At 70.6% G+C, this 20,878-nt stretch carries 23 protein-coding genes; 11 read left to right on the forward strand and 12 right to left on the reverse strand.

Going from position 1 to position 20,878, the window contains the following annotated elements; genetic code table 11:
- Window positions 1-111: 111 nt before the first annotated feature.
- The 4 genes from ACEYYH_RS08940 to ACEYYH_RS08955 are packed head-to-tail and all read right to left on the reverse strand — an operon-like array spanning window position 112 to window position 4,545.
- On the reverse strand, window positions 112-1,962 hold the full coding sequence (locus tag ACEYYH_RS08940) for a cytochrome bc complex cytochrome b subunit (protein ID WP_374977835.1): 1,851 nt from the start codon (window positions 1,960-1,962) through the stop codon (window positions 112-114).
- The gene (locus ACEYYH_RS08945) at window positions 1,959-3,038 is read right to left on the reverse strand and encodes a Rieske 2Fe-2S domain-containing protein (RefSeq protein ID WP_374977836.1); all 1,080 of its coding nucleotides are present in this window, start codon (window positions 3,036-3,038) and stop codon (window positions 1,959-1,961) included. Before ACEYYH_RS08945 ends, ACEYYH_RS08940 begins: the two co-directional genes overlap by 4 nt.
- A gap of 38 nt (window positions 3,039-3,076) precedes the next feature.
- The gene (locus ACEYYH_RS08950) at window positions 3,077-3,883 is read right to left on the reverse strand and encodes a c-type cytochrome (RefSeq protein WP_374977837.1); all 807 of its coding nucleotides are present in this window, start codon (window positions 3,881-3,883) and stop codon (window positions 3,077-3,079) included.
- A gap of 20 nt (window positions 3,884-3,903) precedes the next feature.
- Window positions 3,904-4,545: a heme-copper oxidase subunit III gene (locus tag ACEYYH_RS08955; protein ID WP_374977838.1), complete on the reverse strand. Its 642-nt coding sequence runs from the start codon at window positions 4,543-4,545 to the stop codon at window positions 3,904-3,906.
- A 187-nt stretch (window positions 4,546-4,732) separates the two neighbouring features.
- Between ACEYYH_RS08955 and trpD the strand changes: the two genes are divergently transcribed.
- The 3 genes from trpD to ACEYYH_RS08970 all read left to right on the forward strand — a co-directional run bounded on the left by trpD (window position 4,733) and on the right by ACEYYH_RS08970 (window position 7,403).
- Window positions 4,733-5,794 carry an anthranilate phosphoribosyltransferase gene (gene trpD / locus ACEYYH_RS08960; protein ID WP_374977839.1) on the forward strand — a complete coding sequence of 354 codons (1,062 nt, stop codon included), beginning with the start codon at window positions 4,733-4,735 and terminating at the stop codon, window positions 5,792-5,794.
- A 99-nt stretch (window positions 5,795-5,893) separates the two neighbouring features.
- Window positions 5,894-6,382, forward strand: coding sequence for an aromatic ring-opening dioxygenase LigA (locus ACEYYH_RS08965; RefSeq protein WP_116193663.1), 489 nt, complete (start codon window positions 5,894-5,896; stop codon window positions 6,380-6,382).
- Between the two features lie 19 nt (window positions 6,383-6,401).
- A complete protein-coding gene (locus ACEYYH_RS08970) occupies window positions 6,402-7,403 on the forward strand; it encodes a PHP domain-containing protein (protein ID WP_374977840.1) in 1,002 nt (333 codons plus the stop codon).
- A gap of 42 nt (window positions 7,404-7,445) precedes the next feature.
- Here the strand turns inward: ACEYYH_RS08970 and ACEYYH_RS08975 are convergent, their stop codons facing one another.
- The 4 genes from ACEYYH_RS08975 to ACEYYH_RS08990 all read right to left on the reverse strand — a co-directional run bounded on the left by ACEYYH_RS08975 (window position 7,446) and on the right by ACEYYH_RS08990 (window position 10,796).
- Complete coding sequence (locus tag ACEYYH_RS08975) at window positions 7,446-7,739, reverse strand: SHOCT domain-containing protein (RefSeq protein ID WP_374977841.1); 294 nt, start codon at window positions 7,737-7,739, stop codon at window positions 7,446-7,448.
- Window positions 7,740-7,877: 138 nt separating this feature from the next.
- Window positions 7,878-8,540, reverse strand: a complete 663-nt coding sequence (locus tag ACEYYH_RS08980; RefSeq protein ID WP_374977842.1) for a response regulator — start codon at window positions 8,538-8,540, stop codon at window positions 7,878-7,880.
- Window positions 8,537-9,748: a sensor histidine kinase gene (locus ACEYYH_RS08985; RefSeq protein ID WP_374977843.1), complete on the reverse strand. Its 1,212-nt coding sequence runs from the start codon at window positions 9,746-9,748 to the stop codon at window positions 8,537-8,539. Before ACEYYH_RS08985 ends, ACEYYH_RS08980 begins: the two co-directional genes overlap by 4 nt.
- Before the next feature lie 124 nt (window positions 9,749-9,872).
- The gene (locus ACEYYH_RS08990; RefSeq protein ID WP_374977844.1) at window positions 9,873-10,796 is read right to left on the reverse strand and encodes a 5'-3' exonuclease H3TH domain-containing protein; all 924 of its coding nucleotides are present in this window, start codon (window positions 10,794-10,796) and stop codon (window positions 9,873-9,875) included.
- 222 nt (window positions 10,797-11,018) lie between these two features.
- Between ACEYYH_RS08990 and ACEYYH_RS08995 the strand changes: the two genes are divergently transcribed.
- The 4 genes from ACEYYH_RS08995 to ACEYYH_RS09010 are packed head-to-tail and all read left to right on the forward strand — an operon-like array spanning window position 11,019 to window position 15,407.
- A complete protein-coding gene (locus tag ACEYYH_RS08995; protein WP_374977845.1) occupies window positions 11,019-11,930 on the forward strand; it encodes a hypothetical protein in 912 nt (303 codons plus the stop codon).
- Window positions 11,927-13,189 carry a cytidylyltransferase domain-containing protein gene (locus ACEYYH_RS09000; RefSeq protein ID WP_374977846.1) on the forward strand — a complete coding sequence of 421 codons (1,263 nt, stop codon included), beginning with the start codon at window positions 11,927-11,929 and terminating at the stop codon, window positions 13,187-13,189. Before ACEYYH_RS08995 ends, ACEYYH_RS09000 begins: the two co-directional genes overlap by 4 nt.
- Window positions 13,186-14,058 (forward strand): N-acetylneuraminate synthase family protein, encoded by an 873-nt coding sequence (locus ACEYYH_RS09005; protein ID WP_374977847.1) that lies wholly within the window; start codon window positions 13,186-13,188, stop codon window positions 14,056-14,058. Before ACEYYH_RS09000 ends, ACEYYH_RS09005 begins: the two co-directional genes overlap by 4 nt.
- Complete coding sequence (locus tag ACEYYH_RS09010; RefSeq protein ID WP_374977848.1) at window positions 14,055-15,407, forward strand: DUF6716 putative glycosyltransferase; 1,353 nt, start codon at window positions 14,055-14,057, stop codon at window positions 15,405-15,407. The genes ACEYYH_RS09005 and ACEYYH_RS09010 overlap by 4 nt, the downstream gene beginning before the upstream one ends.
- Here the strand turns inward: ACEYYH_RS09010 and ACEYYH_RS09015 are convergent.
- Both ACEYYH_RS09015 and ACEYYH_RS09020 read right to left on the reverse strand, forming a co-directional pair.
- The gene (locus ACEYYH_RS09015) at window positions 15,326-15,805 is read right to left on the reverse strand and encodes a hypothetical protein (RefSeq protein WP_374977849.1); all 480 of its coding nucleotides are present in this window, start codon (window positions 15,803-15,805) and stop codon (window positions 15,326-15,328) included. The genes ACEYYH_RS09010 and ACEYYH_RS09015 overlap by 82 nt on opposite strands.
- Before the next feature lie 287 nt (window positions 15,806-16,092).
- Entirely contained in the window at window positions 16,093-16,629 is a 537-nt protein-coding gene (locus ACEYYH_RS09020) for a hypothetical protein (protein ID WP_374977850.1), read from the reverse strand.
- A 321-nt stretch (window positions 16,630-16,950) separates the two neighbouring features.
- Between ACEYYH_RS09020 and ACEYYH_RS09025 the strand changes: the two genes are divergently transcribed.
- From ACEYYH_RS09025 to ACEYYH_RS09040, 4 genes are read left to right on the forward strand one after another with little or no spacing between them, the layout of a single operon-like run.
- A complete protein-coding gene (locus tag ACEYYH_RS09025) occupies window positions 16,951-17,316 on the forward strand; it encodes a hypothetical protein (protein ID WP_374977851.1) in 366 nt (121 codons plus the stop codon).
- 48 nt (window positions 17,317-17,364) lie between these two features.
- On the forward strand, window positions 17,365-17,730 hold the full coding sequence (locus ACEYYH_RS09030) for a TraR/DksA family transcriptional regulator (protein WP_374977852.1): 366 nt from the start codon (window positions 17,365-17,367) through the stop codon (window positions 17,728-17,730).
- Between the two features lies 1 nt (window position 17,731).
- Window positions 17,732-18,172 (forward strand): YchJ family protein, encoded by a 441-nt coding sequence (locus tag ACEYYH_RS09035; protein WP_374977853.1) that lies wholly within the window; start codon window positions 17,732-17,734, stop codon window positions 18,170-18,172.
- A gap of 39 nt (window positions 18,173-18,211) precedes the next feature.
- Window positions 18,212-18,988 carry an isocitrate lyase/phosphoenolpyruvate mutase family protein gene (locus tag ACEYYH_RS09040; protein WP_374977854.1) on the forward strand — a complete coding sequence of 259 codons (777 nt, stop codon included), beginning with the start codon at window positions 18,212-18,214 and terminating at the stop codon, window positions 18,986-18,988.
- Window positions 18,989-19,018: 30 nt separating this feature from the next.
- Here the strand turns inward: ACEYYH_RS09040 and ACEYYH_RS09045 are convergent, their stop codons facing one another.
- Together ACEYYH_RS09045 and ACEYYH_RS09050 are read right to left on the reverse strand one after the other, a co-directional pair.
- Window positions 19,019-19,186, reverse strand: coding sequence for a methionine/alanine import family NSS transporter small subunit (locus tag ACEYYH_RS09045; protein ID WP_374977855.1), 168 nt, complete (start codon window positions 19,184-19,186; stop codon window positions 19,019-19,021).
- Complete coding sequence (locus ACEYYH_RS09050; protein ID WP_374977856.1) at window positions 19,183-20,784, reverse strand: sodium-dependent transporter; 1,602 nt, start codon at window positions 20,782-20,784, stop codon at window positions 19,183-19,185. Before ACEYYH_RS09050 ends, ACEYYH_RS09045 begins: the two co-directional genes overlap by 4 nt.
- Between the last annotated feature and the right edge of the window lie 94 nt (window positions 20,785-20,878).

The raw sequence follows: 20,878 nt of genomic DNA on the forward strand, positions 1-20,878 counted from the left end.
GATTACTGCCTATCCGGGGGAGCGGCGCGGGCGCGTTTGCGCCCGAACGACGGATGCCCCGGCGCGATCGTGAGGATCGTGCCGGGGCATCCGTCTGCGAAGTGCGGTGACCTACTGGTCGGACTCCTTCTCGCGGTTGCGCGGGGCCTTCGTTCCGGGCTCGGGCTCGGGCACGATGACGTTCGACGGGCGCACGGGCACCTCGCCGTGCTTGCCGTCGTCGATCGGCTTGTGCGGAGCGTCGGGCACACCGGCGCGCTCGTGAGCCGCCTGGATCTCGAGGTCCTCCTCGGCCGCGATGTGGTCCAGGTCGTGGTGCTGGTGGGCCAGCGCCGCGTCGAGCTCGGACTGGGTCACAGCGGTGAGGCGGTCCTCGAAGAACCAGCGCGAGATCGACGCGCGGAGGTTCTCGTGCCAAGGAATCTGACCCTTGGCGTTCGGGCGCACCACGAGCGGCTCGTAGGTCTCGAAGTAGGCCAGCTTGAAGCGCTCGTAGTCGTCGACGGGCTGGTGCACCTCGATGTACTCGCCGCCGGGCAGGCGGACGATGCGACCCGACTCGTAGCCGTGCAGCGCGATCTCGCGGTCCTTCTTCTGCAGCGCGATGCAGATGCGCTTCGTGACGAAGTAGGCGATCACCGGGCCCAGGACCAGCAGCGCCTGGAGCGTGTGGATCACACCCTCCATCGTCAGCCAGAAGTGCGTCGCGATGATGTCGGAGGCTGCCGCCGCCCACAGCACCGCGTAGAACGTGACGCCGGCGGCGCCGATCGCCGTGCGCGTCGCCGCGTTGCGCGGACGCTGGGCGATGTGGTGCTCGCGCTTGTCGCCGGTGACCCACGACTCGATGAACGGGTAGATCAAGACGAGGACGATGAACAGACCGAGCACGACGAGCGGCACGATGATGTTGAACGACCAGGTGCGGTCCAGGAACACGAACTCCCAACCCGGCGGAACCAGACGCAGGGCGCCGTCCGCGAAGCCGATGTACCAGTCAGGCTGGGTACCGGCGGAGACGGGCGACGGGTCGTAGGGGCCGTAGTTCCAGATCGGGTTGATCGTGAACAAGGAAGCGATCAGCACGATCACGCCGAACGTGATGAACAGGAAGCCGCCCATCTTCGACATGTAGACCGGCATCATCGGGTAGCCGACCACGACGCTGTTCGTGCGGCCGGCGCCGGCGAACTGGGTGTGCTTGTTGATCACCATCAGCATGAGGTGGACGACGAGCAGACCGACGAGGATCGCGGGCAGCAGCAGGATGTGCAGCGTGTAGAGGCGGCCGACGATGGCGTCGCCCGGGAACTGTCCGCCGAACAGCAGGAACGAGGTCCAGGTTCCGATGATCGGAATGCCCTTGACCATGCCGTCGATGATGCGGAGGCCGTTGCCTGAGAGCACGTCGTCGGGGAGCGAGTAACCGGTGAAGCCTTCGCCCATCGCGAGGATGAACAGGATGAAGCCGATCACCCAGTTGAGCTCGCGCGGCTTGCGGAACGCACCCGTGAAGAACACGCGCAGCATGTGCACGCCGATGCCGGCGACGAACACGAGGGCGGCCCAGTGGTGCATCTGGCGGACGAGGAGACCGCCGCGCAGATCGAACGAGATCTCGAGGGTCGACGCCATGGCGGCCGACATCTCGATGCCTCGCATCGGCAGGTACGCGCCGTTGTAATGCGTCTCGGTCATCGACGCCTGGAAGAAGAACGTCAGGAACGTGCCCGAGAGGAGCACGACGACGAACGCCCACATCGCGATCTCGCCCAGCATGAACGACCAGTGGTCGGGGAAGATCTTGCGGCCGAGCTCCTTGACGAAGCCCGACAGGCTCGTGCGCTCGTCGATGTAGTTGGCGGTGGCGCCGATGAAGCGCCCGCCGAGCGGGCGGTCACCGTTGCGTGAGACGGGAGCCGCCGGAGCCGCAGGCTGCTCAGTGACGGTTGAGGTGCTCAATGACGCTCCCAGAAGCTCGGGCCGACGGGTTCGAGGAAGTCGCTGCGGGCGATGAGATAGCCCTCGTCGTCGACGGTGATGGGCAGCTGCGGCAGCGGACGGGCCGCCGGGCCGAAGATGACCTTCGCGTGGTCGGTCACATCGAACTGCGACTGGTGGCACGGGCACAGCAGGTGGTGCGTCTGCTGCTCGTACAGCGCCACCGGGCAGCCGACGTGCGTGCACACCTTGGAGTACGCGACGATGCCGTTGTACGACCACTCCTTGCGCTCCTCGGACTCCGTGAGCTGCTCGGGGAGCATACGGATGAGGAGGACGATCGCCTTGGCCTTCTCGTCGAGATAGCCCTCGCTGTGAGAGACGTCGGCGAGTGCTTCGGGGATGACGTGCACGGCGGAGCCGAGCGTGAGGTCGGCCGCCTTGATGGGCTCGCCCGACGGGTCGTGCGCCAGGCGCATGCCCTCTTTCCACATGGTGTGCTCGAGGAGGTACACCGGGTCGCCGGCGTGCGGCTTCTCCGGCGAGTTGAAAGGCGCGAGACCACGGAAGAGGACGACGCCGGGCACGACCGACGCCACGAGGGCGGCGATCAGCGAGTTGCGGACCATCGCGCGACGACCGAAGCCCGAGTCGGCGTCGGCGTCGGCGAAGGCCTTGATGGCGGCCTCACGCGTCGAGTCGCGACCACGGGTGGCGTGGCGGGGCTCGACGAACTCCTTGTCGGACATGACGGCCTTCGACCAGTGGATCGCGCCGATGCCGATGGCGAGCAGCGCGAAGGCGATGCCGAGTCCGATGAAGAGGTTGTTGTTGCGGATGTCGACGATCCGCCCGCTCTCGATCGGGAACAGCATGTAGGCGGCGATCGCCCAGATGCTGCCGGCGATCGACAGGTAGAAGAGCGTGTAGATCCCCCGGACCGCCCGCTTCATGGCAGCGGGGTCCTTGTCGGTCATCCGCTCGCGGTGCGGGGGGAGGCCAGGGTTGCTCACCGGGTCGGTGACCGCGACGGCGAGCCCGGGGGAGGGCTTCCAGGAAGCCCTCTCGTGCTCTAGCGGGTCGTCCTCGTGGGCCATGCTGCTCCTCGTCAAGTGTTGCGTGTGTCGTGCGTCGATCAGTTGGACTTCGCCGTGATCCACACGGTGATGGCGATCAGCGAGCCGATGCCGAAGATCCAGATGAAGAGGCCCTCGGAGACGGGGCCGAGCGAGCCGAGCGAGAATCCGCCCGCGGACTCGTTGTCCTGCAGGTAGAGCAGGTAGGTGATGATGTCGCGCTTCTCTTCGGTGGTCAGCGTCATGTCGTTGAACACCGGCATGTTCTGCGGGCCCGTGACCATCGCCGCGTACATGTTGAGCGGGGTGGTGGTGTGCAGGGCCGGGGCGTACTTGCCCTCGGTCAGCGCACCACCGGCGCCGGCGACGTTGTGGCACATCGCGCAGTTGATGCGGAAGAGCTCGCCGCCCTCGGACGCGCTGCCTTCACCGTCGAGGACTTCGTCGTCGGGGTAGGTCGGACCGGGCGCGATCGACTGGATGTAGGCGCCGATCGCGGTGATCTGCTCCTCGGTGAACTGCGCCGGCTTCTGCGGAGCCTGCGGCCCCTGCATCTGCAGCGGCATGCGTCCGGTGCTCATCTGGAAGTGCACCGCCAGCTCGCCCACACCGTAGAGCGAGGGGCCGTCCTCGGTGCCCTGCACGTCGAGGCCGTGGCAGGTGGCGCAGTTGGCCTGGAACAGCTTCTTGCCGTCCTCGACGGTGAGCGCGGAGTTGGTGACCGTGGTCTCGGGCGTCGTGGCCGCCATCGCCGCGGAGGCGCCGGCGTAGACACCGCCCGTGATGAGCAGGCCGATGCCGATCAGTGCGGCTGCGGCCCAGGGGCTCCGGCGGCCTTTCGAGCGGCGCGTGGTCTCTCGTGCCATTTCGGGTTTCAGCTCCGCTCTCACTTGAGGAAGTAGATGACGAGGAAGAGGGCGATCCAGACGACGTCGACGAAGTGCCAGTAGTACGACACGACGATGGAGGAGGTCATCTCTTTGCGCCCGAAGTTCTTGACGGCGTACGCGCGTCCGATGACGAGGAGGAAGGCGATGAGGCCTCCCGTCACGTGGAGGGCGTGGAAGCCGGTGGTGAGGTAGAAGGCCGACGCGTAAGAGTTCGCGCTGATCGGCAAGCCCTCGGCGACGAGCTGGGCGTACTCCCACACCTGGCCCGACACGAAGATCGCGCCGAGCGCGAACGTCAGCCAGAACCACTCGACCATGCCCCAGCCGAGCCAGCCGCGCTTCTTCGTCGAGTAGGGCTGGAAGCGCTCGGCGGCGAACACGCCCATCTGGCACGTGACCGAGGACAGCACGAGGATGATCGTGTTGACGGTCGCGTACGGGATGTTCAGCAGCTGCGTCTCCTGCGCCCACAGTTCGGGCGAGGTGTTGCGCAGGGTGAAGTAGATCGCGAAGAGGCCCGCGAAGAACATCACCTCGCTGCCGAGCCACACGATGGTTCCGACAGCGACCGGATCCGGCCGCTTGACGGACCGCATGGCCTGGGAGTAGGTCGCTGTGGAGGTCGTCACGCTCCCCATTATGGCCGATTCGAAGCCGCGATTTTCGCATCGGAGGCCATGTCTTGGCCTCGATGCTGACTTAGGGGAACCTAAAAGGACCCTGCGACTCTGCCGTGAACACGTGGTGAAGACGCAGAATCCCACGAACCGGTCCCTCGTGTCACGAAACGGTTCCGATTCCCGCGCCCGGCTAGGCTTCTCGGTTATGGCGGAGCTGTACACCTGGCCGGGGATCCTCACCACGCTGCTCGAGCGGCGCGACCTCAGCGTCTCGGAGTCCACGTGGGCGATGCGGCAGATCATGTCGGGCAGCGCCACCCCCTCTCAGCTGGCGGGGTTCCTGGTCGCGCTCCGCTCGAAGGGTGAGACCGTCGACGAGATCGTCGGCTTTCGTGACGCGATCCTCGAGGCCGCGCTGCCGCTTCCCGTCGACGCCGCGGTCCTCGACATCGTGGGCACCGGCGGCGACCGCTTCGGCACCGTCAACGTCTCGACGATGTCGGCGCTCGTGGCCGCAGCATCCGGGATCCCGGTCGTCAAGCACGGCAACAAGGCCGCCAGCTCCTCGTCGGGTTCGTCCGACGTGCTGGGCGCGCTCGGCGTCGACCTGGCGCTTTCGCCGGACGCCGTGGCCGAGACACTGTCCCGTGCGGGCATCACCTTCGCGTTCGCGGGCGCGTTCCACCCCGGCTTCAAGAACGCCGCGGCGACGCGCAGCGAGCTGGGCGTGCCGACCGTCTTCAACTTCCTCGGGCCGCTGTGCAACCCCGCACGAGCCGAGGCGAACGCGGTCGGCGTCGCCCACCTCGACCGCGTGCCGCTCATCACCGGCGTGTTCCGCACGCGCGGCGCGACGGCACTGGTGTTCCGCGGCGACGACGGGCTCGACGAGCTCACCACGACCGGGCACAGCCGGCTCTGGGAGGTCAGCCGCGGCGACATCCACGAGCATGACCTCGACCCGCGCGACCTCGGCATCCCGCTGGCAGACATCGACGACCTCCTCGGCGGTGACCCCGCCCACAATGCGGACGTGGTGCGCCGTGTGCTCGACGGCGAAACGGGTGCGGTGCGCGACATCGTGCTGCTGAACGCGGCGGCGGGAATCGTCGCCTACCGGCTGTTCCGCGACGCCGGCCAGGTGCAGCGGCCGATCCTGGAGCGCCTCGCCGAGGCGCGCGACGCCGCCGCCGCCGCGATCGATAGCGGGGCGGCGACCGCCACGCTGGATCGCTGGGTCGAGACCACGCGCGCACTCGCGTCCTGAGGCGCGCGACGCGCCGGGTCTTCTCCGGCGCGCGCTCTTCCGCGGCGCCGCGCGGCGCCGCTAGCGTGTGGCTCAACGACCCGCATCCGAGGAGGACGCATGAGCGAGGAAGAGCCCCGCACCACCGACGTGATCGAGCCCCCCGAGAAGAAGGTCGGCCTGGTGAAGGCGGTCGGGATCCTCGGGATCATCGGCGGCGTGCTGCTGATCGTCGTCGGCATCATCGCGTGGATCGGCGTGACCACCCAGCTCACGGCCGAGAACATCACCATCCCCGACGACGCCGCGGCGTTCCAGGGTCAGCAGGTGACCGGACCCTTCACCGCCTACGTGCAGGCCGACATCATCAACACCCACGCGCTCGAGGCGTCGGGCGGCAAGACGTATGCCGAGCTCGACCAGGACGACCCGGTGCGGGCGACCGTGATGCAGGCGTCCTTCCTGCGTGCCTCGCTCTTCACCTCGGTCGTGGCCTACGGCGTCGCGCTCTTCGCGGCGGGCATGGGCGTGCTGGCGATCCTGTTCGGCTGGGCGATACACCGCCTGGCGAGCGTGCCCGTGGTGATCAGGCGGTCGAACGTCTACTGATCCGGCGGCCTCTTCGCCCGTGAACCCCTACGACGCGCTCACCGAGATCGCCACGCTCCTGGAGCGTGAGCGCTCGTCACGGTACAAGTCGAAGGCGTTCCGTGCGGCGGCCGACGCGATCGAAGGCCTGAGCGACGCCGAGCTGCGGGACACCGCGGCTCTGCGTCGCCGCAAGGGGATCGGCGATTCCACTCTCTCCGTGATCCAGCAGGCGCTGGCGGGGGAGGTGCCCGGCTACCTCGTCGACCTGCGCGAGCGCGCCGGCGTGCAGCGCACGTCGACGCTGCGGCCGCTGCTGCGCGGCGACCTCCACTCGCACAGCGACTGGTCGGACGGCCTCACCTCGATCGACCTCATGGTCGACGCGGCCCGAGCCCTCGGCCACGAGTATCTCGCCCTCACCGACCACTCGCCGCGGCTGCGGGTCGCGAACGGCCTCTCGCCCGAGCGCCTGCGCTCGCAGCTCGAGGTCGTCGCGGGCATGAGCGGCGACGGATTCACCCTGCTGTCGGGCATCGAGGTCGACATTCTCGAGGACGGCGCGCTCGATCAGGAGCCCGACCTGCTCGCCGAGCTCGATGTCGTGGTCGCTTCCGCGCATTCCAAGCTCCGCATGGAGCGCGGCCCGATGACGCGGCGCCTGGTCGCTGCGGTGTCGAACCCCCACATCGACGTGCTCGGCCATGTCACCGGCCGGCTCGTCGAGGGTTCGCGCGGAACCCGGCCGCCGTCGACCTTCGACGCGCGGGCGGTGTTCGAGGCGTGCGAGGCCCACGGCGTCGCGGTCGAGATCAACTCCCGGCCCGAGCGGCAGGATCCGCCCGACGAGCTGATGGCGCTCGCGCTGGAGATCGGATGCCTCTTCTCCATCGATTCGGATGCTCATGCGCCGGGCCAGCTCTCGCTGCTCGACTACGGCGCCGAGCGTGCCGAGCGCATCGGGGTGCCGGCTGAGCGCATCGTCACCACGTGGCCGCTGGACACGCTGCGCGCGTGGACCGGACGCGACCGCGACGCCTGAGCCCGCGCTGACGGCCCGGCGCCGCAGCTGGGTCGGCGGCCCTTACTGAGCGGCGTTGGCGCGCAGCACCTCGAGTCTCGCGCGGTACTCGGTCTCGTCGATGTCGCCCTTCGCGAAGCGCTCGGCGAGGGTGGTCTCGGCCTGGCGGGCGGGGTTGCGGCCGTACGGTCCATAGCCGTTCTCCGCGGCTGCGCGCCGCCACCGTCGTCCGAAGATCGCGAAGAGGATCGCGAACAGCGCGATCCAGAACAGCGGGATCAGCAGGAACCACCAGCCGAACCCCCAGGGCCCTGCGAAGTGAGCGGCCACGATTCCCGTGGCCAGTGCAGCGGACATGCGGAATCCTCTCTCGGAACCGGCCGCGCCGGGACGGGCGACCGGATGCCTCGAGTCAACGCGGGTGGCAGCATCCGTGAATCCGACCGTCGGAGTGATCTCGACTGCTCTCAGCGGAGTAGGCCGGAGCGGACCGGGCTAGACCGGTCGCGAGCCGACGAGCCCGGATTCGTACGCGATGATGACGAGACGCACGCGATCGCGGGCGTGGAGCTTCTGCATGATGCGCGACACGTGCGTCTTCGCGGTGAGGGGCGACAGGTGCAGCCGGGCGCCGATCTCGTCGTTCGTGAGCCCATCCGCGACGAGGCGCAGCACGTCGACCTCGCGCTCGGTGAGCGTCTCGAGGAGCCGCGGATCGGGCACCGCGCGCAGGCCTGACGCGGCGCGATCGAGCAGTGTGCGGGTGACGCCGGGGGAGAGGAGCGCGTCGCCGGCGGCCACGGCGCGGACCGCGCGAATGAGGTCGGCGGGCTCGGTGTCTTTCACGAGGAACCCGCTGGCGCCGGCGAGCACCGCGCGGATCACGTACTCGTCGAGTTCGAACGTCGTCACGATCACGACGCGCACGCCCGCCAAGGTGGGGTCGGCGGCGATCTGCTCGGCGGCCCAGAGTCCGTCGCCGTCGGGCATGCGGATGTCGACGAGGGCGACGTCCACGTCGGTCTCGCGCAGGGCGCGCAGCAGCTCCTGGCCGCCGGATGCCTCGGCGACGACGTCGATGTCGGGCTCGGAGTCGAGCAGCGCCCGGAATCCGGCCCGCACCAGCTGGTGGTCGTCGGCGAGGGCGACGCGGATCATGCCGCGCCCCGCCAGGGCAGGCGCGCGACCACCGCGGTGCCGCGGGTGCCGCTGTCGACGCTCAGCGCGCCGCCGGCCAGCTCTGCGCGCTCCCGCATGCCGCGCAGGCCCCCGCGCTCGGACGCCGTCGCGGGGATGCCGGCGCCGTCGTCCGCGACCGTGAGGACGAGGTCGTCGGCGTCGTGCTCGACGGTGACGGTGGCGTGCGAGGCCGCGGAGTGGCGCACCACGTTCGTGAGGGCCTCCTGCGCGATGCGGTAGGCCGTGGTCTGCACGGCGCTCGGCGGGACGTCGCCGGCGAGGCGGTCGTCGAGGGCGACGGTGAGCCCGAGCCCCGTGCGTCCGGCGACGAGGCCCGGCAGCTGCGCGAGCTGCGGCTGCGGGGTGAGCGGCGCCGTGGCGGGCGCGCCGACCTCGTCGCCGCGCAGGAACGCCAGCACGCCGCGCACCTCGTCGAGGCCCGTGGCGCTGAGCGTCCGGATGTTCGCGAGGGCCTCCCGCGCCCGCTCCGGCTCACGGTCGAAGAGGTGCAGCCCCACGCCGGACTGCACCGCGATCTGGCTCAGCGAGTGCGCGAGCACGTCGTGCAGCTCGCGGGCGATGCGGGAGCGCTCCTCCTGCTCGGCCGCGCGGCGTCGCGCCGCCAGTTCGGCTCTGCGCTCTTCGGCGCCGCGGATGCGCGCGCGGATGCCTTCGCCGACCACGAAGCACAATGCGAGGCCCAGGGTCCCGAACGCGATGCGGGCCGGGTGCCAGTCCACGCCCACGAAGTCGGCGCCGACGACGACGCCGAGCCACGCGATCCCCACCGACACGAGCGCCCAGATGCGCGCGCCGCGCACGACGGCGCCGATGATCGCGAAGACCAGCGCGACGGGCGGCGGCCCGCCCACGGGCGGGATCAGCAGGTCGACGGCGCAGAGCGCGGCGACGACGGCGACGGTCGGGCCCGGCAGTCGGCGAGCCGCGAGCAGGACGAGAGCGGATGCTGCGGCCAGCACCAGGCTCGTCACTGCGGCGGCGAGGGGCGCCCGCTGCCACCACGACAGCGCGATCGTGCCCGGCACCTGCACGAGGAGCGAGACGAACACCGGGACGAGGAGCACGACGGCCGCCGGGGGACGGAAGCGCGGTCCGAACTCGTCGGCGGCGGGGGTGCGCGGCCGGAGGCGGCTCGCGCTCGAGTCGTCACGCATGGGCCCGGGCATGCGCACGATCGTACGCCGCGCCCCTCTGTGAGGAATCTGACCGCGGGAGCCCGTCGCGTACTCCCGGGGGAGTAGTCGACGCCTGCGCCGCACGTCGACGAGTGCGCGGCGACGAGTGCGCGGATCAGACGGTGTCGAGGGCGTCGATGATGCGGTTCATCGACGCACCGAGCGCCCACTGCTCGGCGAGGGCCGCAGCATCCGTCTTCCCCTGCTCGGTGAGGGGGCGCAGGCGCGGGTCGGGCACGTCGAGCGGGAGGTCCCGGACGACTGCCACCACCTGCGGCGCGACGGCGAGGTACGGGAGACCGGCGAGCACCTTGGCGCGCACGCCCGCGGACATGCCCTCGCCGAGCTCGGCCGCGGCGACGATCCCGAGGAGATCGCCGTGGGTCGCCAGGAGCCCTGCGGCGGTCTTCTCGCCGATGCCGGCGACGCCCGGGAGGCCGTCGGACGAGTCGCCGCGGAGAGTGGCGAAGTCGGCGTACTGCGACGGCAGCACGCCGTACTTGGCGACCACCGACGCATCGGTGAGCACCTCGAGGTTGCTCATGCCCCGCGCGGTGTAGACGACGCGGACGTCGCGCGCGTCGTCGACCAGCTGGAAGAGGTCGCGGTCGCCGGTGACGATGTCGACCGGCATGGTCGCGGTCGTGGCGAGGGTGCCGATGACGTCGTCGGCTTCGTGGGCGGCGGCGCTGACGACGCGGATGCCGAGGGCGTCGAGCACGTCGCGGATGACGGGCACCTGCACCTCGAGCGGATCCGGCACCACCTCGACGTCGGGCCCGCCGGCGACGACCTCGGCGACGCGATGCGTCTTATAGGTCGGGATGAGGTCGACCCGCCATTGCGGGCGCCAGTCGTCGTCCCAGCACGCCACGAGATGCGTCGGGCGATAGGTGGTGACGAGCCTGGTGATGATGTCGAGGAACCCGCGGACCGCGTTGACGGGCGTGCCGTCCGGGGCGCGCACGGTGTCGGGCACCCCGTAGAACGCGCGGAAGTACAGGGACGCGGAGTCGAGCAGCATCAGGCGGTCGGTCACGCGTTCATCCTGGCATGCACCGCCGACGCGCACCCCGGGCATGTGAACGCCTCAGCTCATCGCGTGCGCGTCGCGCCGCGGCATCCGGCGTCTCGCAACCCGCCGTTCACCTGCCGGACCGGCGCCGGTCTCACGGCGGGACCCATCGCGTTCACGTCCGGCGCCCACCGTGGGGAGACAGCCCCGGGCCCGATCGTGAGCCCGGCCGAGAGGAGGCGCCGCATGGGTCGCGAGGATGTGCTGGCGTGGGTCGAGTCGCCGCTGCAGCTCGTCGGCGCCGCGGAGTGGGCGGCCGCCCACCGGACGACCGTTCCCGTCGCCGGCCGGCTGACTCCGCAGATCTCGGCCACCGCCGACGAGCTGCTGTCGCGCGGCGCACGCTTCGGCGAGCTCGCGCCCTATCTCGGCATCCCCTGGAGCCTGCTGGCGCGCCACGGCCACTGGCTCGTCGGCGACGGCTTCTCGGGCCAGTTCCGGCTCGCGGCCGCGGTGCTGCGCCCGCATCGCATCACCTTCCTCGATGACGGCGCGCACGCGATCGCGTACGCCGACACGCTCCTGGGCCGGCGCCTGTACGCCCGTCCGAACATCGACGAGCGCGGACTCACGACCGTCGTCGCCCCGTTCGCCGCCGAACTCGTCCACCGTCGCGCGACCGCACGGCGTGCCGGGATGTTCACGGCGTTCGACCTCGGCGCCGACCGCCTGGACGCCCTCGCCGACCACGGGTTCGGCATCCGTCGCCACGACTTCTCCTGGACGCGGCAGAGCGCGCCCGCCGCGCCGGAGCTCGGTCGCCGTGTCGTCCTCGGCAGCGCCCTGCCGGTCGACGGACGGATGCTGCTGCTCGACTACGTCCGGTGGGTGCGGGATGCCGCGGCCGGCGGCGCCGTGTACCTCCCTCACCGTCGCGAGACAGCGCAGCAGCTGGACGCCGTCGCGACGGCGCCCGAGCTGCGGATCCACGAGACCGGGCTGCCCGTCGAGCTCGTGCTCGCCGGCGCCCGGGGTCCGCTGGACGTGCACACCCTGCCTTCGAGCACTACGACGACCCTCCCGCTGGTGCTCGCGGGCACCGGTGCGACCGTCCACACCGGCCGCGTGCGCCGCTCGGCCCGGACGGCGGCGGCATGAGCGAGGTCGTCGCCATCATCCCCGCGCGCGGCGGCTCCAAGGGCGTGCCGCGCAAGAACCTGCAGCGCGTCGGCGGCGTGCCGCTGATCGCGCGCGCGGTCGAGGCGGCCCGGCGCTGCCCGGCGATCGACCGCGTCGTCGTGACCACCGATGACGTCGACATCGCCGCCGTCGCCGCCGAATGGGGTGCGGAGGTCGTCGAGCGGCCCGCAGACCTCTCCGGCGACCTGGCGAGCAGCGAGAGCGCGCTCGTGCACGCCCTCGAGACGCTCGAGGCGCGCAAGGTCGACGTGGGCGTCCTCGCGTTCCTGCAGGCGACCTCCCCGTTCATCGACGTCGACGCGCTCACCGCTGCCGTGCAGCTCGTTCGCTCCCGCCGGAGGGACAGCGTCTTCTCGGCCGTCGAGACGTACGGGTTCCTGTGGGAGAAGGGCGTCGGCAGCGCGGCCGAGCCCGTCAACCACGAGATCGACGTGCGCCCGCGCCGGCAGGACCGCGAACCGCACTACCTCGAGACCGGCGGCTTCTACGTGATGCGGGCGGCGGGCTTCCGCGCGGCGAACCACCGCTTCTTCGGCAGCGTCGGCATCGCCGAGGTCGCCCCGCGCACCGCGATCGAGATCGACACCCTCGACGAGCTGGAGCTCGCGCGCGCGCTCGCGCCCCTCGTCGACCGCGCCGCGTTCGGCGCCCACGCGGGCACGATCCCCGTCGACGCGGTCGTGACCGACTTCGACGGCGTGCACACCGACGACACCGTGCACGTCGACCAGAACGGCGTCGAGTCCGTCACCGTGAGCCGATCGGACGGCATGGGGGTCGGGATGCTGCGAGCCGCCGGCATCCCCTTCCTCATCCTCTCGACCGAAGCGAACCCGGTGGTGGCGGCCCGCGCGCGCAAGCTCGGCGTCGACGTGCGGCAGGCCGCGGTCGACAAGGCGGCGGTGCTGCGCGAGTGGGCGCGGGAGCAGGGCATCCCGCTCTCGCGCATCGCGTACCTCGGCAACGACGTCAACGACCTCGGCTGCCTCGAGCTGGTCGGCTGGCCCATCGCGGTGCCTGACGCCCACCCCCTCGTCCTCTCCACCGCGCGCGTCGTGCTCGACCGCTCCGGCGGAGCCGGCGCCGTGCGCGACCTCGCCGAGCGCGTGCTCAGCGGCAGGTCCGCCACGGCCGCCGCCGATGCGCTCCGGCCGGCCGTGACGCCGGTGCGAGCCGCAGCATCCGATCACCCCACTGCACCACAGGAGGCCTCATGACCGTCACCATCGGATCCCGCGTCGTCGGGGGCGGACGCCCCGCGTACGTCATCGCCGAGATCGGCCTGAACCACAACGGCGACGTCGACATCGCCAAGCGCCTCATCGACGTGGCGGCCGACGCCGGCGCGGACGCCGTCAAGTTCCAGAAGCGCACCCCCGAGATCGCCACGCCCGAACACATGCGCGACATGCCGCGCGACACCCCGTGGGGACGCGTGACGTACCTCGACTACCGGCGCCGCGTCGAGTTCGACCGCGAGCAGTACATCGAGATCTCGGACCACGCGCTGCTCCGCGGCCTCGAGTGGTTCGCGTCGCCATGGGACGTGCCGAGCGTGGCGTTCCTCGAGGATCTCGGCGTCGTCGCGCACAAGGTGGCATCCGCGTCGCTCACCGACGTGGAGCTGCTCCACGCGCTCCGCGACACGGGGAGGCCGGTGATCCTGTCGACCGGCATGTCGACGATCGAGCAGATCGACGCCGCGATCGACATCCTCGGCACCGACCACCTCGTGCTGATGCACGCCACGTCGACGTACCCGATGGAGCCGGAGGAGGCCAACCTCCGCATGATCCCGGCGCTGCGCGACCGCTACCCGGGTGTGCCGGTCGGCTACTCGGGCCACGAGCGCGGCCTGCAGATCTCGCTCGCGGCCGTCGCCCTCGGCGCGGTCGCGGTGGAGCGGCACATCACGCTCGACCGCACGATGTGGGGTTCCGACCACGCCGCGTCGCTCGAGCCGGCCGGTCTGCAGCACCTGGTGCGCGACATCCGCGTCATCGAGGCGGCGCTCGGCGACGGCGTGAAGCGCGTCTATCCTGGCGAGCTCGCCCCCATGGCGAAGCTGCGCCGCGTCCCCGCGTGAGTCCCCGCGGGACGGACGGCGGGCGGCCGCGGGTCGTCGCCATCGCCGACACCGACTCCTACGTGAAGTGGGCGGCGGCACTCCTCGGCGGCGTCGGAGAGCGATGGGATGCCTCGCTCCTGGTGCTCGAGACTCCGCTCGTGGTCAGCGACACCCAGCTCGCCTCCGCGTTGAGCGGGAGCGGGCTGGAGCCGGACCGCGTCGAGCGGATCGCGTACGGCGCGCTGGCGGCCCGGCTCGCCGAGCTGCACGCGGACGCCGTCGTGATCGGTGCTCGCGGACCGCTCGTGCGCGTTCTCGCGCGCGACCTCGCGGCGCTGGAGCCGCGGCCGGTCGTGGTGACGGGGCTTCCGGGCATCTCGATCCCCGCGACCCGCAAGGCTGTCGTGTACCGGCTGCAGTCCGACCTGTTCGTCGTGCACTCGCGCCGCGAGGTGCGCGAGTTCGGCGCCTTGTCGGTCCGCACCGGGTATGCGCACCGCTACGCCCTCGCCAGGCTGCCGTTCGCGCGCGGGGCGGTCACCGCCGGGGGAGGAGCGCGCCCGGACGCCGAGGGCACCGACCTCGTGTTCGCGACGCAGGCCAAGGTCCCCGCGGAGCGGGAGGACCGGCTCCGCGTCGCGCGCATGCTCGTACGGGCCGCCGAGGCGGACCCGTCGCGGCGCGTCGTGGTGAAGCTGCGGGCCGCATCGGGCGAGCATCAGACGCACGCCGAGGTCGACGGCTACCCCGAGCTGCTCGCCTCGCTCGGGCCACTTCCGGCGAACCTCGTGACCTCGACCGCGTCGATGGGCACCGCGCTCGACACGGCGGAGGGGCTCGTCACAGTGAGCTCCACGGCGGCGATCGAGGCGATCGCGCGCGGCATCCCCGTGATCGCGCTCGACACGTTCGGCGTCTCGCCGCGCCTCATCAACGAGACGCTCGCCGACGCCGACCTGATCGCGGGCGAGGACGATGTCGTCGCACGCCGGTTCCGGCATCCGGATCCCGAATGGCTCGACGAGAACTACTTCCACGCCCCTGAGGCCGACGACTGGACCGCCCACGTCGAGGCGCTGCTCGCGCAGCGGTCGGCAGGGCGGCTTCCAGCGCGCGCCTCGGTGGCACGCCGGGGCGGGGCGCTGCGCGACGCATGGGAGCGCAAGGTCGCCCTCGGACGCAGCGACACCTCCGCGTCAGGTGCTGTGGCTTACGCCGTCGGCGTGCCGCTGCGCTCGGTGGTGCGGCTCACCAAGCGCGCGCGCCGGTCGCTCGTCGGCGCGGTTCAGCAGCCGGGCCCGGTCGGATCCTCCACGCAGGTGCGGTCCACGAGCGCGGTGCGCACCTCGACGACGCGCACGCCGTAGCCGGCCGCCTCGGCCCGGACCACGCCGGGCACCGGCCGCCACGTGCCGCTGCCGAAATCGACGGATGCCTCGTACTCGACGGTCACCGAGACCGGATACGTTCCGCGGGCTCGGTACGCGTGGCTCGTCGCGGTCGGCGTGAACTGCCCCTGTCCGAGGGCCGCCCACGAAGCCCCGCCGGTGGCGGCGCGCGTGGTCGTGCCGTCGCCGTTGTCGAACACGTACGCGACCGGCACGAACCGCACGGTCACGTCCCATCCGAGGACCGTTCCAGGGATGCGCTGCTCGGATGCCGAGGCCAGCAGGTTCGTCGGCATGCCGACGACCCCGAAGCCGGCCGGCTCCCCGGCGAGCGTCGGCTGCGCGGGTCGGAACGACGCGATGTCGGCGAGCGTCACGTCGGGGACCCCGATGACGCTGTAGTCGATGCAGCGGTTGAGCGGCCCGCAGTCTTCCGCGCTTGGGGCGGAGTTCGGTTGCGTTTGCAGGGCTGGTGGGCCACCATCTTTCGGTTCGGAGCTTGAATTCGCCCCTCGGTCGCTCAGAGAAACATCGACCTGCGTTTTCTGATTCGATACTTCGCAGTTCCCGGTCCAACCACCTGCGTCGCACTCCGCGGCGAAGCTACTGGGCCCGCTGACCAGCACGACCACCAGTCCCACCACTGCGGCCGCACTAGCCACCACTAGCTTGCGCATTCGGCTCCGTCGTCGCGTCCATCAATCTCAGCAATTGCGAAACCCGTGGTCGTCGTCGTGGACGGCTCGATGGTGACGCGCATCGACTGAATATCGCGCCGATCCTCGGCCACCACCGAGACTCCTTGAGAGTCAATGACCGTGACTTGAGAGACGTTGAGACAAACGTCTAGTGTCACGTTTCCCGGGCTTGATTGAACCGCGCTCTTCTCCAACAAGTCCACGGTCGTGGGGCCGTCGACGACCAAATCATCTGCGTGCATCTGGGTGAAGGTCTTCCGCGCGCCAGCGTTCGCGTCACCCGTCGTCCAGCCGTACACGGCCTCGAACGTCTCCGGGTCGCTCAGATCCACCTGGTTCAGCGCATCCACGTAGGCCCGGTACGTCTCCTCCGCCGCCGCGAACGCCTCTTCCTCGCTCGAGAATCCGGGCGTCGGCGTGGGTACCGGCGCCGGGGTGGTGCACCCGGCGAGCGCGAGCACGAGCAGTCCGCTGAGCGCCGCCGCTGTCACCCGAGTCCTCACGCCCCCACGCTAGCCGCCGGCGTCGACGCCCGACGGAGTTATCCACAGCGTGCACGCGAAGAAGCCGGCGATCGCGTCCGGGGGGTGTCGCAGATCGCCGGCTCCGGGCGGGTCGGTGAGACCGCCCCTCGTGCCCTCCGGGGTCGGGCACGAGGGGTGGTCCCGGGCGACGCATCGCCTGCAGGGGTTTCGCGGAGGGGATCGGGATTCCCGTCACCGCGATGCCTCCAGGCTTCCAACCCGACCTGGGAGATCCCTATCGCCCCACCACACGAACGCCGGGCGCTGGCCGTGCAGCCGCTGTGCTGTCATCATGACGCCATGCGCATCGTCGGACCGACCGTCTCGCTCGTACTCGTCGCCTCGATCGCCGCGCTGAGCGGCTGTGCGTCGTCTCAGCCCGTGATCGCACCGGTCACCCGTGACGTGGGCGACCTTCAGGGTGAGACCGTCGAGCTCGAGGTCGGGCAGGTGCTCAACATCGACACCGGTGACCTCGCCGTGGACAGCTACAGCGGCGTCGTCTCCGATCCGTCCGTCGCGAAGTTCACGGCGGGTCGCGAAGAGGGCGGCGCGACGTACAACCCCGGGGTCGAGGGGCTCGCCGAGGGAACGACGAAGGTCGTGCTGTCGAACGACGACGGCGGCATCCAGGACGTCACCTTCACCGTGGACGTCTCGGGCTGATCCGGCACGGTGCGGCCGGGATGCCGCTTCCGGGCGTAGTCTCATGCGATGACCTCAGCGGCGAGCCGGACAGAGCTGCGAGCGCTCCTCGACGAGCTGCACGACGCCGCTACCGTGCGCATCGCGGCGATGGACGAGACCCTCGAAGAGCTCCGCGCGGATCGCGGCTCCGACGTCGCCGACGACGAGCACGACCCCGAGGGCGTCACGCTGTCGGGGGAGTGGTCCCGGGCGGTGGCCCTCGAAGAGGCCGCCCGCCGCGAGATCGCCGAGATCGACGAGGCCGTCAAGCGCTGGGAGGCCGGCACCTACGGCGTCTGCGTCGACTGCGGCCGCGGCATCCCGATCGCGCGTCTTCGCGTGCGTCCCTTCGCGACGCGGTGCGTGTCGTGCGCCGAGAAGGCCGGCGCCTGACGTGTCGTTCGGCGACGCCGCATCCCGTGCCGCCCGCGACGGCTTCCCGCGTGTCGCGGACGCGGATCCGTGCCCGTGCGGCAGCGGTGAGCGCTTCGACGGATGCTGCGCCCCCGCGCTGCGCGGAACCCCGGCGCCGACCGCCGAGCGCCTGATGCGCTCGCGGTACACGGCGTTCGTGATCGGCGACGCGGTGTATCTCCACGACACGTGGCATCCGGGCACGCGGCCCTCGGAGCTGACGCTGGACCCCGAACAGCGATGGACCGGGCTCGAGATCGCCGACGTCGAGGACGGCGGCGAGGGCGCCACGCGGGGCGTCGTCGAGTTCCGTGCCGCCTGGCGCCACGGCCGCGATCACGGCGTCCTGCACGAGCGCAGCCGTTTCGTGCAGCGGGGCGGCCGCTGGTGGTACCTCGACGGCCAGATCGATCCGCGCTGACCGGTCCACACTGCTCCGAGCGCCGATAGCGTGGCAGACATGACCACTCAGGCAGAGAAAGCACAGACCCTCGCCCGACTGCACGCCGCCCCCGAGATCCTGCGCGTGGTGAACGTGTGGGACGCGGTATCGGCCCGCACCGTCGCCGCCCTCCCCGAGACGCGCGCCATCGCGACGGCGGGCCACTCGATCGCCGCGACCTTCGGCTACCCCGACGGCGAGATCCCGCTCGAGACCACGCTCGACATGGTCGGCCGGATCGTCGAGGCCGTGGGCGACCTGCCGGTGAGCACCGACCTCGACGCCGGCTACGGCGACCCGGCCGAGACCGTGCGTCGCGCGATCGGCAAGGGTGTCGTCGGCGCCAACATCGAAGACCGCCTCGTGCCGCTCGCAGAGGCCGTGGCCAATGTCGAAGCGATCGTCGCGGCCGGAGCGGCCGAGGGCGTGCCCATCGTCCTCAACGCGCGCACCGACGCGTTCGTGCGCGCCGGCAAGCGCCCCCTCGAGGAGTCGATCGCCGACGCGATCGAGCGCGGCCGCGCCTACCTCGCCGCCGGCGCCGACCTCGTGTTCGTGCCCGGCATCCTGAACGCCGACATCACCCGGCAGCTGGTCGAGGGGATCGGCGAGCGCAAGATCAGCGTGATCGGCCTGCCGGGCGCGTTGTCGGCGGGGGAGTACGAGGCGCTGGGCGTCGCCCGCATCTCGTACGGCCCCATGACGCAGCGCGTCGCGCTGACGGCGCTCCAGGATCTCGCCGCCGACCTCTACGCGGACGGCGTCATCCCCGCCTCCACACGCAGCCTCAATTGAGGACGCGACGCGTGACGGCGGACGCCGCCGTCACGTGTCGTGCTCGAGCGGCGCGTGATCCTCGCGGTGATCGTCGACGGCGCCGGAGGGATAGTGGTCGACCTCGGGCCGGCGGCGGAGCAGGAGCACGCTGGCGATGAGTCCTCCCCAGACGATGACGATCGCCAGGATGAGGAATATGACGGCGATCGGGGTCATGACCGCTCCTTCCCCTCGCTCGCCGGCACCGGGCTGCCGGACTGGGCATATTCCGGCCACGCGGTGAAGTCGTCCGGCGACGCCCGCCAGCGCAGCAGTGTCATGACGACGGCCGCGACCACGAGGAAGGCGATCGTGCCCCATCCGAAGACCATCAAGTACCACCCCGGCATATCCGCATACCCGTCGACCAGCAGTGTCACGATCCGCGAGACGAGCATGTAGCCCAGCACGATCGGCGCGAGCACGCCGACGAGGGCGATCCACAGCCTTCCGACCTTGAACGTCGAGACCGCGTTGAGATGGAACCGCAGTTCGGGGCCGCGCCGGAGCACCCAGATGACGAGGATCGTCATCATCACCGCCGATGCCACGATCCCGATGTTGTTCGCCCACTGATCCGTCACATCGAGCGCGAGAAGGCCCGTCGTCGTCGAGAAGAACAGAATGGACAGCACCGCGGAGATCACGCCGAGGCCCACCGCCGCGGCGCGCGTCGACAGTCCGAACTTCTCCTGGATCGCCGCCGACACCACCTGCAGCACGGAGATCAGCGACGTGAATCCCGCGAGGGCGAGCGATCCGAAGAACAGACAGCCGAAGAGGGGGCCGCCGGGCATCTGCGACACGATCGCGGGGAACGTGATGAACGACAGTCCCACGCCGGTGAGGCCCTCGAGCTCCGCGACGGCGACGCCCTGCTGGAAGGCGAAGAAGCCGAGGGTTGCGAAGACACCGATGCCGGCGAGGATCTCGAACGACGAGTTCGCGAAGGCGACGACCAGACCCGGCGTCGTGAGGTTGGACCGCCGCCGGCGGTACGAAGCGTAGGTGATCATGATGCCGAAGGCGATCGAGAGTGAGAAGAAGATCTGGCTGTAGGCGGCGATCCACACGTCGGGATTCGCCAGCGCTCCCCAGTCGGGGGTGAACAGCGCGGTGAGGCCCGCCGCTGCACCGTCGAGGAACAGCGCACGGACGACGAGGATCAGGAAGGCGATCACGAGAAGCGGGAGGAACACGACGTTCACCCGCTGGAGCCCCTTGACCACACCGGCGGCCAGCACGGTGATCGCGGCGATCCAGACGATGGCCAGCGGGATCAAGACGCCGGGCACGAACTCGAAACTGACCCCGGGGTCGCCGACCTGCAGGTACTCGCCGGTGAGGAAGTCGGCGGGATCCTCACCCCAGCGCAGATCGAACGAGAAGACGAAGAAGCTCAGTGCCCACGCGATCACCGCCGTGTAGTAGAGCGCGATCACGAACGCGATCGCGACCTGGAACCACCCGAGCGACTCCGTCCAGCGACCCCACGCGCGACCGACGCGGCGGAACGCGGTCGGCGCGGCTCCGCGGAAGCGATGACCGAGTGCGTAGTCGAGGAACAGGATCGGGATGCCGGCGGTGAGCAGGGCGACGAGGTATGGGATGAGGAAAGCCCCGCCGCCGTTCTCGTACGCAACCCCGGGAAAGCGCCAGATGTTGCCGAGGCCGACGGCCGAGCCGATCGCCGAGAGTATGAAGCCGATCTGGCCGGTCCACTCCTCGCGCGGCCTCGGCTGCGTCGTCGAGCCTCCCGTGTTCGGTGCGGTCACGTCGTCGTCCCTTCGCCGGTTCTGCACGGTATCAGTCCTCGCGCGCGGCGACCAGCGGGCGGGCGGGAATCCGGGTGACGAGGGTGACGTTGCA

This window comes from Microbacterium trichothecenolyticum (assembly GCF_041938625.1).
GTDB classification, from domain to species: Bacteria; Actinomycetota; Actinomycetes; order Actinomycetales; family Microbacteriaceae; genus Microbacterium; species Microbacterium trichothecenolyticum_D.